Raw genomic sequence first — 13,551 nt, forward strand, 5'->3', positions numbered from 1 at the left:
GCGCCGCACGCCGTGCCGCGGCTGGAGGTGCCGGGCGTCGGGGACGGCGCCGCGGGACGGCGGTCGCGCGCCCGGACGGCGCGGGGACGGGTGACCGGGGCGCGCCGCCCCGCCGACCGGGTCCGTGATCCGCACGTGGTGGCGACGCTGCTGGCCGCCGCTCCCCGGCAGCGGGCGCGCGGACGGTCCGGGGCGGGGCTCGTGCTGCGGCCGGACGACCTGCGGGAGGCCGTCCGGGAGGGACGCGAAGGCAACCTGGTGCTGTTCGTGGTGGACGCCAGCGGCTCGATGGCGGCGCGCCGCCGCATGACGACGGTGAAGACGGCCGTGCTGAGCCTGCTGCTGGACGCCTACCAGCGCCGCGACAAGGTCGGCCTGATCACCTTCCGGGGGCGGACCGCCGACCTGGTGCTGCCGCCGACGTCGTCGGTGGAGGCGGGCGCGGCGCGGCTGCGGGCGCTGCCGACCGGGGGCCGCACTCCGCTGGCCGCCGGGCTCGTCCGGGCCGCCGAGGTGCTGCGCGCGGAACGGCTGCGCGATCCGGCGCGGCGCCCGCTGCTCGTGGTCGTCACCGACGGGCGCGCCACGGCGGACGGCGACGTGGACCGTGCCGCCGGGCTGCTGGCGGGCACGGCGGGGATCGTCGTGGACTGCGAGGACGGCCCGGTCCGGCTCGGCCTGGCGGGACGGCTCGCGGTCCGGATGGACGCGCGGCTCGTGCCGCTCGGAGATCTCGATGGAATCGTGCGCGCGCACAGGAAGGCGGCCTGACATGCCCCAGGGCAAGCCCCTCACCGTCCCCGACGACGGCCTCACCACCCGGCAGCGCCGCAACCGGCCGCTGCTGATCGTCCACACCGGCCCCGGGAAGGGCAAGTCGACGGCCGCGTTCGGGATGGCGCTGCGGGCGTGGAACCAGGGCTGGCCGGTCGGGGTGTTCCAGTTCGTGAAGTCGGCGAAGTGGCGGATCGGCGAGGAGCGGGCGCTGCGGGTGCTCGGCGCCACCGGCGAGGGCGGGACGGTCGCCTGGCACAAGATGGGCGAGGGCTGGTCGTGGATCCAGCGGCCCGGCGCCGAGGAGGACCACGCGGCGGACGCGCGGGAGGGCTGGGCGCAGATCAAGCGGGACCTGGCCGCCGAGACGTACCGTTTCTATGTGCTGGACGAGTTCACCTATCCGATCAAGTGGGGCTGGCTGGATCTGGACGACGTGGTCGAGACGCTGACCGCCCGCCCGGGGACGCAGCACGTCGTGGTCACCGGGCGGGACGCGCCGGACCGGCTGGTCGAGGCCGCCGACCTGGTGACGGAGATGGGCAAGGTCCGGCATCCGATGGACGCCGGGCAGAAGGGGCAGCGGGGCATCGAGTGGTGATCCCGCGACTGGTGATCGCGGCCCCGGCGTCCGGGAGCGGCAAGACGACGGTCGCGACGGGGCTGATCGCGGCACTGCGGGCGCGGGGCGGGAAGGTCTCCCCGCACAAGGTCGGCCCCGACTACATCGATCCCGGATACCACGCGCTCGCGGCGGGCCGGCCGGGACGCAACCTCGATCCGTGGCTGACCGGCGAGGAGCGGGTCGTCCCGCTGTTCCGGCACGGCGCGGCCGGATGCGATGTCGCCGTGGTCGAGGGTGTGATGGGCCTGTTCGACGGGCGGGACGACACGGGGTTCGCGTCCACGGCGCATGTCGCGCGGCTGCTCGCGGCGCCGGTCGTGCTGGTCGTGGACGCGGCGCGGCAGAGCCGGTCGGTGGCGGCGCTCGTGCACGGGTTCGCGACGTTCGAGCCGGGTGTGCGGATCGGCGGCGTCATCTTGAACCGGATCGGGTCGGACCGGCACGAGGAGCTGTGCCGGGGCGCGCTGGAGTCGGCGGGCGTGCCGGTGCTGGGGGCCGTCCGGCGGGACGACGCCGTGCTGACCCCGTCCCGGCATCTCGGGCTGATCCCGGCGGCGGAGCGCGGGGCGCGGGCCGTGCGGGCGGTGGAGCGGCTCGGCGAGCTGATCGCGCGCTCGTGCGATCTCGATGCGCTGCTGCGCCTGGCCGGTACCGCTCCCCCGCCGGCCGGGCCGGTGTGGGAGCCGTCCGATCAGGTCGTGCCGGTGGCCGGGCGCCCGGTCGTCGCGGTGGCGGGCGGGGCGGCCTTCACCTTTTCCTACGCCGAACACGGGGAGCTGCTGCGTGCGGCGGGCGCCGATGTGGCGGTGTTCGATCCGCTGCGGGACGAGGCGCTACCGGACGGGACGGCCGCGCTCGTCATCGGCGGCGGCTTCCCGCAGGTGCACGCCGCCGAGCTGGCCGCGAACGCGCGGCTGCTCGACACGGTGACGGCGTTTCGCGGGCCGGTCGCCGCCGAATGCGCGGGGCTCCTCTATCTCTGCGAGGAACTCGACGGGCGGAAGATGTGCGGGCTGGTGCCGGGGCGGGCGCGGATGACGCCGCGGCTGACGCTCGGATACCGGGAGGCGGTCGCCGTGGCGGAGTCCCCGCTGACCCGGGCGGGTGAGCGGTTCCGGGGCCACGAGTTCCACCGGACGGTCCTGGAGGGCGGCGCGGAGCCGCTGTTCCGGTGGCGGGGCGGCGGCGACGGGTTCGGGAACGAACGGATCACCGCGTCCTACCTGCATCTGCACTGGGCCGGCCATCCGGAGGCGGCTCAGCGGCTCGTGTCGTCCTCCAGGTCGCCTTCGGTCTTGAGGTAGACCTCCTGGAGGGCCTGGAGGATCTCCGGGTCCGGGTGCTCCCACATGCCGCGCCCGGCCGCCTCCAGGAGCCGCTCGGCGATGCCGTGCAGCGCCCACGGGTTCGACTCGGCCATGAAGCGGCGGTTCTCCTCGTCCAGGACGTAGGCGGCGGTGAGCCGGTCGTACATCCAATCGGCCATGACGCCGGTGGTGGCGTCGTAGCCGAACAGGTAGTCCACGGTCGCGGCCAGCTCGAACGCCCCCTTGTAGCCGTGGCGGCGCATCGCGGCCAGCCACTGGGGGTTGACGACGCGGGCGCGGAAGATCCGCGCGGTCTCCTCCGCGAGGGTGCGGGTGCGGACGGCGTCCGGGCGGGTGCTGTCCCCGACGTAGGCCGCCGGGGCCCTGCCGGTCAGCGCCCGGACCGTCGCGATCATGCCGCCGTGGTACTGGAAGTAGTCGTCGGAGTCGGCGATGTCGTGCTCGCGGGTGTCGACGTTCTTCGCGGCGACGGCGATGCGGCGGTAGGCGTTCTCCATGTCGTCGCGGGCGGGGACGCCGTCGAGGTCGCGTCCGTAGGCGTGGCCGCCCCACACCGCGTACACCTCGGCGAGGTCGGCGTCGTCGCGCCAGTTGCGGCTGTCGATCAGCGGGAGCAGACCCGCCCCGTACGCGCCGGGCGGGGACCCGAAGATCCGCCTGGTGGCGCGCCGCTCGTCGCCGTGGCGCCCGGTGTCGGCCCGCACGTGGGCGCGGACGTGGTTGTCGGCGTCCGGCTCGTCCAGGCCCGCGACGAGCCGGACGGCGTCGTCCAGCATCGCGACGACGTGCGGGAACGCGTCGCGGAAGAAGCCGCTGATGCGGACCGTCACATCGATGCGCGGCCGGCCCAGCTCGGCGAGCGGGATCGGTTCGAGTTCGGTGACGCGGCGGGACGCCTCGTCCCATGCCGGGCGGACGCCGAGCAGCGCCAGCACCTCGGCGACGTCGTCTCCGGCGGTGCGCATGGCGCTCGTCCCCCACACCGACAGGCCGACCGAGCGCGGCCATTCGCCGTGGTCGGCGCGGTAGCGCTCCAGCAGCGAGCCGGCCATCGCCTGCCCGGTCTCCCAGGCGAGGCGGCTGGGGACGGCGCGCGGGTCCACCGAGTAGAAGTTGCGGCCGGTCGGCAGGACGTTGACCAGGCCGCGCAGCGGCGACCCGCTCGGGCCCGCCGGGATGTAGCCGCCGTCCAGGGCGTGCAGGACGTGGTCGAGTTCGTCGGACGTGCGGGCCAGGCGCGGGACCATCTCGGTGGCGGCGAACTCCAGGACGCGCCGCACGGGCTCGCGGCGCTCGGCCGGGACCCGCCGGGCGGCCTCTTCGGCCGCGTCCGCGGACCAGGCGGCGTCCTCCATGGCCTGGACGAGTTCGCGGGCGGTGGTCTCGGCGGCGTCGACGTCGGCGAGGGCCGCGCCGCCGTCCTCGCTGAGCCCCAGTGCCTCGCGCAGGCCGGGGAGGGTCTCGCGGCCCGACCACATCTGCCGGGCGCGGAGCATGGCCAGCACCAGGTCGACGCGAGTGTCCCCCTCCGGGGCCAGGCCGAGGACGTGGAGGCCGTCGCGGATCTGCGCGTCCTTCACCTCGCACAGCCAGCCGTCCACGTGCAGCAGGAAGTCGTCGAACTCGGTGTCGTGCGGGCGGTCGTCCAGGCCGAGGTCGTGGTCGAGCTTCGCGGCCTGGATCAGCGTCCAGATCTGCGCGCGGATCGCCGGGAGCTTCGCCGGGTCCATCGCGGCGATCGTGGCGTGCTCGTCGAGGAGCTGTTCGAGGCGGGCGATGTCGCCGTAGGTCTCGGCGCGGGCCATCGGCGGGACCATGTGGTCCACGAGGACGGCGTGCGCGCGGCGCTTGGCCTGCGTCCCCTCCCCCGGGTCGTTGACGAGGAACGGGTAGATCAGCGGGACGTCGCCGAGGGCCGCGTCGGTGCCGCACGACGCCGACATGCCGGCCGCCTTGCCGGGCAGCCACTCCAGGTTGCCGTGCTTGCCGACGTGCACGATGGCGTGCGCGCCGAACTCCTCCGACAGCCAGCGGTAGGCGGCCAGGTAGTGGTGGCTGGGCGGCAGGTCGGGGTCGTGGTAGATCGCGATGGGGTTCTGCCCGAAGCCGCGTGGCGGCTGCACCATCACGACGACGTTCCCGGCGCGCAGGGCGGCGAGGACGATGTCGCCGTCCTGGACGAACAGCTCGCCGGGGGGCGGGCCCCAGTGCCGTTCCATCCCCTCCCGCAGGCCGCCCGGGAGGGTGCGGTACCAGCGTTCGTAGGACGCGGCGGAGATGCGGACGGGGTTGCCCGCGAGCTGCTCCTCGGTGAGCCAGTCCTCGTCCTGGCCGCCGGCCGCGATGAGCGCGTGGATGAGCGCGTCGCCGTCCCGGTCGCGGACGCCGGGGAAGCCTTCGCCGAGGTCGTAGCCGGCGTCGCCGAGGCGGGCCAGCAGCCGGACGGTGCTCGCCGGGGTGTCGAGGCCGACGGCGTTGCCGACGCGCGAGTGCTTCGTCGGATACGCCGACAGCATCACGACGATGCGGCGCCCGGCGGGCGGGGTGTGGCGGAGGCGGCCGTGCCGGACGGCGATCCCGGCGACGCGGGCGGCCCGCTCGGGGTCGGCGCGGTAGACGGTGAGGCCGTCCTCGTCGATCTCCTTGAAGGAGAACGGGACGGTGATGATGCGCCCGTCGAACTCGGGGATGGCGACCTGCGACGCGGCGTCCAGCGGGGACAGGCCGTCGTCGCTCGCGTCCCAGTCGGCACGGCTCGTGGTGAGGCAGAGGCCCTGCAGGATCGGGACGTCCAGCGCGGCGAGGGCGCCCACGTCCCACGCCTCGTCGTCGCCGCCCGCCCCGGCCGTCGCGGGGCGCGAACCGCCCGCCGCGAGCACGGTCACGACCAGCGCGTCCGCCGCGCGGAGCGTGTCCAGCAGCGCGGGCTCGGCGGTGCGCAGCGACGAGCAGAACACCGGCATCGCCCGCCCGCCCGCGTCCTCGATGGCGGTGCACAGCGTCTCCACGAACGCGGTGTTCCCGGCCATGTGGTGGGCACGGTAGTACAGGACGCCGATGACCGGGCCCTCGGTGGTGCGGGCCGCGCGGTCGAGCCGTCCCCACGTCGGCGTGGGGGCGGGGGGCGCGAAGCCGTATCCGGTCAGCAGCACGGTGTCGGACAGGAACGCGTGCAGCTCGGCCAGGTTGGCGGGCCCGCCGTGCGCGAGGTAGGCGTGCGCGTCGGCGCAGACACCGCCGCTCACGCCGCCCCTGAGACGGGACAGTTCCATCAGTTCGGCGTCGGGGGCCTGCTCGCCGCCGAGGACGACCACCGGGCGGGGCCCCGCGAGCAGCGCGTCGAGGCCGTCCTGCCAGGCGCGCCGGCCGCCGAGCAGCCGCACCACGACGAGGTCGGTGCCCTCCACCAGGGCGGGAAGGTCGTCCACGCGGAGGCGCGCGGGGTTGCCGAGCCGGTAGGCGGCGCCGGACGCGCGGGCGCTCAGCAGATCGGTGTCGGACGTCGACAGCAACAGGACGGTGCCAGCGGACACGGCCGTTCCTCCCCCTGGGGTCCTCGCCCCGGTCGCGGGTGTCGCGACGGCAGGAGTCTCCTGGCTCCCGGATCGACGCTCGCCCCGGCCTTCCCGTCCGCGTGGACAGTGGCCTCAAGCGGGGTTCGCTCCCCGGTCACAGTGGCGGGACCGCGCCGGATTCACACCGGCTTCCTCCCTTTGCCATCGTCTGGGAGAAGAGTACGGCAGCGCGGCGCGCCCGCAAAGTGTGGTTAACATCCTCCCCGTGCCGAATGCCCGCGTGCCGGATGCCCCCCTGCCGAATATCCCCGCGCCCAATGCCAGAGCCCGCCCCGACGCGTGCCCGGGGATGCTGCGGACCCACGACGCCGCCGACGGGCCGCTGGCGCGCGTCCGCGTCCCGGGCGGCGCGGTGTCCGCCGCGCAGCTCCGCACGCTCGGCGGCGCCGCCCGCGAACTGGGACTCGACGTGATCGAGCTCACGTCCCGCGGCAACCTGCAACTGCGCGGCGTCCGCGACCCGGCCGCGCTCGCCGGACGGCTGGAGGCGGCCGGCCTGCTGCCGTCGCCGTCCCACGAACGGGTGCGCAACATCGTCGCCTCCCCGCTGGGCGGGCGCGGCACGCGCGGCGTCCTGGCGACCGATCCGCTGGTCACGGCCCTGGACCGGGCGCTGTGCGCGCACCCCCGGCTGGCCGCCCTGTCCGGCCGCTTCCTGTTCGCGCTGGACGACGGCACCGGTGACATGACCGCGCTGGACGCCGACCTGACCTGCACCCCGGCCGGTCTCCTCCTCGCCGGGACGCTCCTGGTGCCCGGTGACGGCGTGCCCGGTGACGGCGTGCCCGGTGACGGCGTGCCCGGTGACGGCGTGCCCGCGGTCGCCCTGCTGCTCGCGGCGGCCGACGCCTTCCTCGCGGTCCGCGGGGACGCGTGGCGGCTGGCGGAGGTACCGGGCGGCGCGCGGCTCGTCGCCGAACGGCTGGGCGGGACGCTCACCGGCGCGCCGGGCACCCACGCCCCTCCCGTCCCGCACGCCGGGATCGTCGGGCAGCGGGACGGGCTGGTCGCGCTGGAGGTCGTGCCGCCGCTCGGACGGCTGGCGGGGACGGGGGCCGAAGCGCTCGCGGAGGTCGCGGACGAGGTGCGCGTGACGCCCTGGCGGAGTGTCGTGCTGCGCGATCTGCGCCGGGACGAGGCGGAGCGGATCGCCGCCCGGCTCGAAGCGGCGGGGTTCGCGGCGGGCGCCGCCTCGCCGTGGGTCGGGGTGACGGCCTGCACGGGCGGCCCCGGGTGCGCGAAGTCGCGGGGGGACGTGCAGGGCGAGGCGCGGCGCTGGGTGGCCGGCCTGGAGCGCGCCCCCGCGGTCCCCGTCCACTGGGTGGGCTGCGAGCGGCGCTGCGGGACGCCCCGCGGCCCGGTCGTGCTGAAGATGCCAGGGGAAGGACAGGAATGATCGACTACGTCCGCGACGGCGCGGAGATCTACCGGCGGTCGTTCGCGACCATCCGCGCGGAGGCCGACCTGGCCGGCCTGCCGGACGACGTGGCGCGGGTGGCGGTGCGGATGATCCACGCCTGCGGCATGACCGACCTCGTCCAGGACCTGGTGTGGTCGCCGGGCGTGGTGGAGCGGGCGCGGGCGGCGCTGCTCGCCGGCGCGCCGGTCCTGTGCGACGCGCGGATGGTCGCGTCCGGCATCACCCGGGCCCGGCTGCCCGCCGGCAACGAGATCGTGTGCACGCTCGGCGAGCCGGAGGTGCCCGGGCTGGCGGCGCGGCTCGGCACCACGCGGAGCGCCGCCGCGCTGGAGCTGTGGCTCGGCCGGCTGGACGGCGCGGTCGTCGCGGTCGGCAACGCGCCGACGGCGCTGTTCCGGCTGCTGGAGCTGGTGGAGGCGGGCGCGGGACGCCCGGCCGCGGTCCTCGGGATCCCGGTCGGGTTCATCGGCGCGGCCGAGTCCAAGGAGGCGCTCGCCGCGAGCGGCCTGGACCATCTGGTGGTGCGCGGGCGGCGCGGCGGCAGCGCGATGACGGCGGCGGCGGTCAACGCCATCGCGAGCGAGGCGGAGTGATGACGGGACGGCTGTTCGGCGTGGGCGTCGGGCCCGGCGACCCGGAACTGGTCACGGTGAAGGCGGCGCGGCTGATCGAGACGGCCGACGTGGTCGCCTTCCACTGCGCGCGGCACGGGCGCAGCATCGCCCGGTCGGTGGCCGAGCCGTACCTGCGGGACGGCCGGATCGAGGAGCAGCTCGTCTACCCGGTGACGACCGAGACGACCGGCCATCCGGGCGGGTACCAGGGGGCGCTGGAGGAGTTCTACGCCGACTGCGCCGCCCGCCTCGCCGCGCATCTGGACGCCGGGCGGACGGTCGTGGTGCTGAGCGAGGGCGATCCGCTGTTCTACGGGTCCTACATGCACCTGCACAAGCGGCTCTCGCCGCACTACCCGACCGAGGTGGTGCCCGGTGTCACGTCGGTGAGCGCGGCGTCGGCGGCGGCCGGGCGTCCGCTGGTGGAGCGGGAGGAGACGCTGACCGTCCTGCCCGGGACGCTGCCGGGCGAGGAGCTGGCGGGGCGGCTCCGCGCCGCGGACTCGGCGGCCGTCCTCAAGCTGGGCCGGACGTTCCCCAAGGTCAGGGCGGCGTTCGAGGCCGCGGGACGGCTCGGTGACGCCTGGTATGTGGAGCGGGCCGCGACCGACCGGGAGCGTGTCGTGCCGCTCGCCGACGTCGATCCGGCGGACGTCCCGTACATGTCGCTCGCGCTGCTGACGAGCCCGGCGGAGCGGTCGTTCGAGGCTCCCGCCCCGGCGCGGCCGGCCGGTTCCGGCGGGGTGTGGGTGGTCGGGCTCGGGCCGGCGGGGCGGCCGTGGCTCACCCCGGAGGCGCAGGACGCGCTCGCGTCCGCGACCGATCTCGTCGGCTACGGCCCCTACCTGGACCGGGTGCCGCCGAATCCGAGGCAGCGGCGGCACGCGTCCGGCAACCGGGTGGAGGCCGACCGGGCCCGCGACGCGCTGGCGCTCGCGCGGGACGGGGCGCGGGTCGCAGTCGTATCGTCCGGCGATCCGGGGGTGTTCGCGATGGCGGCGGCCGTGCTGGAGGTGGCGGCGGCGGAGGAGTTCGCGGACGTGCCCGTGCGGGTCGTGCCGGGGCTGACCGCCGCGCAGGCCGTCGCGGCGCGGGCGGGCGCGCCGCTCGGGCACGACTTCTGCGTCCTGTCGCTGTCGGACATCCTGAAGCCGTGGGAGGCGATCGCGCGGCGGCTCACCGCCGCGGCCGAGGCCGATCTCGTGATCGCCCTCTACAACCCGTCGTCGAGCCGGCGCAGGCACCAGCTCCCGGCGGCGCGCGACCTGCTGCTGGAGCACCGCTCCCCCGAGACGCCGGTCGTCATCGGGCGCGACGTCGGCGGGCCGGAGGAGAGCGTGACGGTGACGACGCTCGGGAAGCTGGACCCCGAGCGGGTCGACATGCGCTGCCTGCTCATCGTCGGATCGTCCACCACGCGCGTCACCGACCGGGGCGTGGTCTACACGCCGCGCCGCTACCCCTGAGCCCAGGCGGCGGCGGCCGCGACATCGTCCGTCGCCCTGACCCCGCCGGGGAGAGGGGGGCGGTCCACCATGATGACCGGGAGGCCCGCGTCGCGGGCGGCGGTGAGCTTCGCGCGGGTCATGGCGCCGCCGCTGTCCTTGGTGACCAGCACGGTCAGGCGGTGCTCCCGGATCAGCGCGCGTTCACCGTCCACGGTGTAGGGGCCGCGTGCGAGCAGCACCTCCACGTTGGCCGGGACGGGCGGCTCCGGCGGGTCGACCGAGCGGGCGAGGAACCAGGCGTCGGCGCGGGCGGCGAACACCGGGATGCTGCGGCGGCCGGTGGTGAGGAACACGCGGGCACCGGCGGGCGGCGCGGCGGCGGCCGCGGGCAGGGACGGGACGCGCCGCCAGTCGTCGCCGTCCTCCGCGTCCCAGCCGGGGCGGCGCAGCGCGAGCAGCGGCACGCCGGTCAGCTCCGACGCCCGCGCGGCCGAGGCGCTCATCCGTTCGGCGAACGGGTGCGTGGCGTCCACGAGACGGTCGATGCGGTGCTCGCGGAGCCAGGCCGCGAGCCCTTCCGGGCCGCCGAAGCCGCCGATGCGCACCGCTCCGGCGGGCAGCCGCGGGTCGGTGACGCGTCCGGCGAGGGACGAGACGACGTGCACGCCCGTCAGCCGGGCGGCGAGGGCGCGGGCCTCGGCGGTGCCGCCGAGGATCAGGACGCGCCGCACGCCCGGTCCCGCTCGGCGCTGTAGAGGTGGCTGTCGGGGAACGCCGACGCCGTCAGGACGCGGCCGACGACGATCACCGCCGTGCGCGTGACGCCGGCGTCGCGCACGAGGCCGGCGATGTCGGCGAGGGTGCCGCGCAGGATGAGCTCGTCCGGGCGGCTGGCGCGGGCGACGACCGCGACCGGGCAGTCGGCGCCGTAGCGGGGCAGCAGCCCGGCCACCACCTCGCCGATGCGCTGGACGGCCAGGTGCAGCACCATCGTGGCGCCGCTCGCGCCGAGGGTGGCGAGGTCCTCGCCGTCCGGCATCGGGGTCGCGCGCACGGCCGTGCGGGTCAGGATCACGGTCTGGCCGACGCCGGGGACGGTCAGCTCCCGGCCGAGCGAGGCCGCCGCCGCCGCGAACGCCGGAACACCGGGGACCACCTCGTACGGCACCCCGGCCGCGTCGAGGCGGCGCATCTGCTCGGCGACCGCGCTGAACACCGACGGGTCGCCGGAATGGAGGCGGGCCACGTCCAGCCCGTCCCGGTGGGCGGCGACGAGCTCGGCGACGATCTCGTCCAGGGTCATGTCCGCGGTGTCGGCGAGCCGGGCGCCGGGCGGGCACGCGTCGAGCAGCTCGCGCGGCACCAGCGACCCCGCGTACAGGCACACGGGCGCCGACTCCAGCACCCGCAGGCCGCGCACGGTGATGAGGTCGGCGGCGCCGGGACCCGCCCCGACGAAGTACACCGTCATGGGGTGTCCTTCCGTGTCGTCCAGAGGGTGACGGGCATCGCGGGACGCCAGCCGGTGAACCCGCCCAGCGGCGCGGCGCGTTCGACATGGACGCGGACCAGCTCACCGCCGTGGGTCCGGCGGAACCGCGTCACCGCCGCCTCCGATTCGAGGGTGACGGCGTTGGCGACGAGCCGCCCGCCCGGCTTGAGGGCGTCCCAGCAGCGCTCCAGCAGGCCGGGGACGGTGAGGCCGCCGCCGACGAAGACGGCGTCGGGGGCCGGGAGGCCGTCCAGCGCGCCGGGCGCGCGGCCTTCCACCACCCGGACGCCCGGCACACCGAGCGCCCCCGCGTTGCGGCCGATCCGGCCGGCCCGGTCGGGCCGGCTCTCGACCGCGATCGCCGCGCAGGACCGATGCGCCCGCGCCCACTCGATCGCGATGCTGCCGGACCCGGCGCCGACGTCCCACAGCAGTTCCCCCGGCAGCGGCCCGAGCCGCGACAGCGTCACCGCCCGGATCTCGCTCTTGGTGAGCTGCCCGTCGTGCTCGTACATCCCGTCGGGCAGGCCGGCGGCGCGGGGCAGGGGCGCCGCGTCCGGGCCGGGCACGCATTCGACGGCGACGACGGCGAGCGGCGAGGCGGCCGGGTCCGTCCAGTGGGACGCGACGCCGTGCGCCGCCGTCTCGCCCGCCGCGCCGAGGTCGCACAGGACGGTCATCCGGCTGGGGCCGAATCCGCGTCCGGTGAGCAGCGCCGCGACGACCGCCGGGGCCTCGCGTCCCGCGCCGAGGACGAGCACGCGCCGGCCCGGCGCGACGGCGGCGTTCAGCGTCTGCGCCGGGCGGCCGACGAGGCTGACGACGTCCACCCGCTCCAGTGGCCAGCCGAGCCGGGCGCACGCCAGCGACACCGACGACGGATGCGGCAGCACCCGCAGGCGCCGCGCGCCGACCAGGTCCGCGAGCGTGGAGCCGATCCCGTAGAACATGGGGTCGCCGCTGGCCAGGACGGCGAGCCCGCGCCCCCCGTGGCGCTCGATCAACCCGGGAAGCGCCGGGAGGAGCGGCGACGGCCAGGCGACCCGCTCGGCCGTCCCGCCGGGCACCAGGTCGAGTTGGCGGCGGCCGCCGAGCAGCACGCCGGCCTCGCGCAGCGCCGCCCGGGACGCCTCGGCGAGCCCGTCCCATCCGTCGGCGCCGATGCCCACGACGGTGATGACGCGCGCGTCCACTGGCCTCCTTCGGCCCGTTCCGGGGGAAATGCGGCGGTAAGTCTATAGCTGGCACACTTGGCCGGGTGAAGCGGCTTTCGATCATCGGCATCGGCGCGGGCGACCCCGACCACCTGACGTTCCAGGCGGCCAAGGCCATCGCCGCCGCCGACGTGTTCCTCCTGGTCGACAAGGGTGAGGCCAAACAGGATCTCGCCCGGCTGCGGCACGACCTCATCACCGCGCACGGCCGCCCCCCGTACCGGATCGTCGAGGCCACCGACCCCGAACGCGACCGCACCGCCGCCGCCTACACCGCCGCCGTCGAGGACTGGCGGTCCCGGCGCGCGCACATCTACGAGTCGTTCGTCACCGGCGAGCTGGACGACGGGCAGACCGGCGCGCTCCTCGTCTGGGGCGACCCCGGGATCTACGACAGCACCCTCGCCGCGCTGGACGAGGTCGACGCCGAGTTCGAGTACGAGGTCATCCCCGGCATCAGCAGCGTCTCCGCGCTGACCGCCCGGCACCGCGTCGGGCTGACCCGGGTGGGGCGTCCCGTCCACCTGACGACGGGACGCCGCCTCGCCGCCGAGGGCGCCACCGCCGACGACGTCCTCGTCATGCTGGACGCGCACTGCTCCTTCGCCGGCGCGGGCGACGACTTCCACATCTACTGGGGCGCCTACCTCGGCACACCCGACGAGATCCTCATCTCCGGGCCGGTGCGGGAGGTCGCGGACGAGATCCGCGCCGTCCGCGCCGAGGCCCGCGCCCGCAAGGGGTGGATCATGGACACCTACCTCCTGCGGCGCGAGCCCCCGGCGTCCTGACCCACCCCCTTCCTCGTTCACACATTCGATGGAACGGGGTGGATCAGGGGTTGCGAGCGGGGGACGAAGAGCTGACCGTGTGGAAAGGAAGATGCGACCGGCGAGTGCTGCGGCGAGCCGCATCCGCCGTCGTCCCCCCACCCGGAAGAGGAGCAGCCGATGACACGGCGCCCGCGCATTGACGATCTGACCTCCCGCGCCGTCCCGGACCGGCCCCGCCGCCCGCCCGCCGACGCGGGCCACTGGCGGCGCCGGCTCGCCGCGCTGGCC

General features: G+C 76.0%; 11 protein-coding genes and 1 riboswitch. Of the genes, 7 read left to right on the forward strand and 4 right to left on the reverse strand.

Annotated elements, in window-relative coordinates; all coding sequences use genetic code 11:
- The 3 genes from AF1_RS28830 to AF1_RS28840 all read left to right on the forward strand — a co-directional run.
- Nucleotides 1-771, forward strand: a 771-nt coding sequence (locus AF1_RS28830) for a vWA domain-containing protein (RefSeq protein ID WP_157419332.1), incomplete at its 5' end; no start/stop codon positions are given.
- A gap of 1 nt (nt 772) precedes the next feature.
- Nucleotides 773-1,375, forward strand: coding sequence for a cob(I)yrinic acid a,c-diamide adenosyltransferase (cobO, locus tag AF1_RS28835; protein ID WP_067806310.1), 603 nt, complete (start codon nt 773-775; stop codon nt 1,373-1,375).
- Nucleotides 1,372-2,703 (forward strand): cobyrinate a,c-diamide synthase, encoded by a 1,332-nt coding sequence (locus AF1_RS28840; RefSeq protein WP_242608857.1) that lies wholly within the window; start codon nt 1,372-1,374, stop codon nt 2,701-2,703. Before cobO ends, AF1_RS28840 begins: the two co-directional genes overlap by 4 nt.
- On the opposite strand, the gene cobN is transcribed toward AF1_RS28840, so the two are convergent.
- Nucleotides 2,658-6,260: a cobaltochelatase subunit CobN gene (gene cobN / locus AF1_RS28845; protein ID WP_067806313.1), complete on the reverse strand. Its 3,603-nt coding sequence runs from the start codon at nt 6,258-6,260 to the stop codon at nt 2,658-2,660. The two genes, AF1_RS28840 and cobN, sit on opposite strands and share 46 nt — an antisense overlap.
- A gap of 53 nt (nt 6,261-6,313) precedes the next feature.
- Nucleotides 6,314-6,461: riboswitch (cobalamin riboswitch) on the reverse strand.
- A 46-nt stretch (nt 6,462-6,507) separates the two neighbouring features.
- Between cobN and AF1_RS28850 the strand changes: the two genes are divergently transcribed.
- From AF1_RS28850 to AF1_RS28860, 3 genes are read left to right on the forward strand one after another with little or no spacing between them, the layout of a single operon-like run.
- Complete coding sequence (locus AF1_RS28850; RefSeq protein WP_207394073.1) at nt 6,508-7,698, forward strand: precorrin-3B synthase; 1,191 nt, start codon at nt 6,508-6,510, stop codon at nt 7,696-7,698.
- A complete protein-coding gene (locus AF1_RS28855) occupies nt 7,695-8,315 on the forward strand; it encodes a precorrin-8X methylmutase (RefSeq protein ID WP_067806319.1) in 621 nt (206 codons plus the stop codon). The genes AF1_RS28850 and AF1_RS28855 overlap by 4 nt, the downstream gene beginning before the upstream one ends.
- Nucleotides 8,315-9,802, forward strand: a complete 1,488-nt coding sequence (locus AF1_RS28860) for a precorrin-2 C(20)-methyltransferase (protein WP_067806322.1) — start codon at nt 8,315-8,317, stop codon at nt 9,800-9,802. Before AF1_RS28855 ends, AF1_RS28860 begins: the two co-directional genes overlap by 1 nt.
- Here AF1_RS28860 and AF1_RS36700 read toward each other — a convergent pair.
- The 3 genes from AF1_RS36700 to AF1_RS28875 are packed head-to-tail and all read right to left on the reverse strand — an operon-like array spanning nt 9,793 to nt 12,469.
- Complete coding sequence (locus AF1_RS36700; protein WP_067806325.1) at nt 9,793-10,515, reverse strand: cobalt-precorrin-6A reductase; 723 nt, start codon at nt 10,513-10,515, stop codon at nt 9,793-9,795. The genes AF1_RS28860 and AF1_RS36700 overlap by 10 nt on opposite strands.
- Nucleotides 10,500-11,255, reverse strand: a complete 756-nt coding sequence (cobM, locus tag AF1_RS36705; RefSeq protein WP_067806328.1) for a precorrin-4 C(11)-methyltransferase — start codon at nt 11,253-11,255, stop codon at nt 10,500-10,502. The genes AF1_RS36700 and cobM overlap by 16 nt, the downstream gene beginning before the upstream one ends.
- On the reverse strand, nt 11,252-12,469 hold the full coding sequence (locus AF1_RS28875) for a bifunctional cobalt-precorrin-7 (C(5))-methyltransferase/cobalt-precorrin-6B (C(15))-methyltransferase (protein WP_067806331.1): 1,218 nt from the start codon (nt 12,467-12,469) through the stop codon (nt 11,252-11,254). Before AF1_RS28875 ends, cobM begins: the two co-directional genes overlap by 4 nt.
- A gap of 65 nt (nt 12,470-12,534) precedes the next feature.
- Between AF1_RS28875 and cobF the strand changes: the two genes are divergently transcribed.
- Nucleotides 12,535-13,281: a precorrin-6A synthase (deacetylating) gene (gene cobF, locus AF1_RS28880; RefSeq protein ID WP_174548905.1), complete on the forward strand. Its 747-nt coding sequence runs from the start codon at nt 12,535-12,537 to the stop codon at nt 13,279-13,281.
- Nucleotides 13,282-13,551: the final 270 nt, after the last annotated feature.

Source organism: Actinomadura formosensis NBRC 14204, from assembly GCF_001552155.1.
In the GTDB taxonomy this organism is placed as follows: domain Bacteria; phylum Actinomycetota; class Actinomycetes; order Streptosporangiales; family Streptosporangiaceae; genus Spirillospora; species Spirillospora formosensis.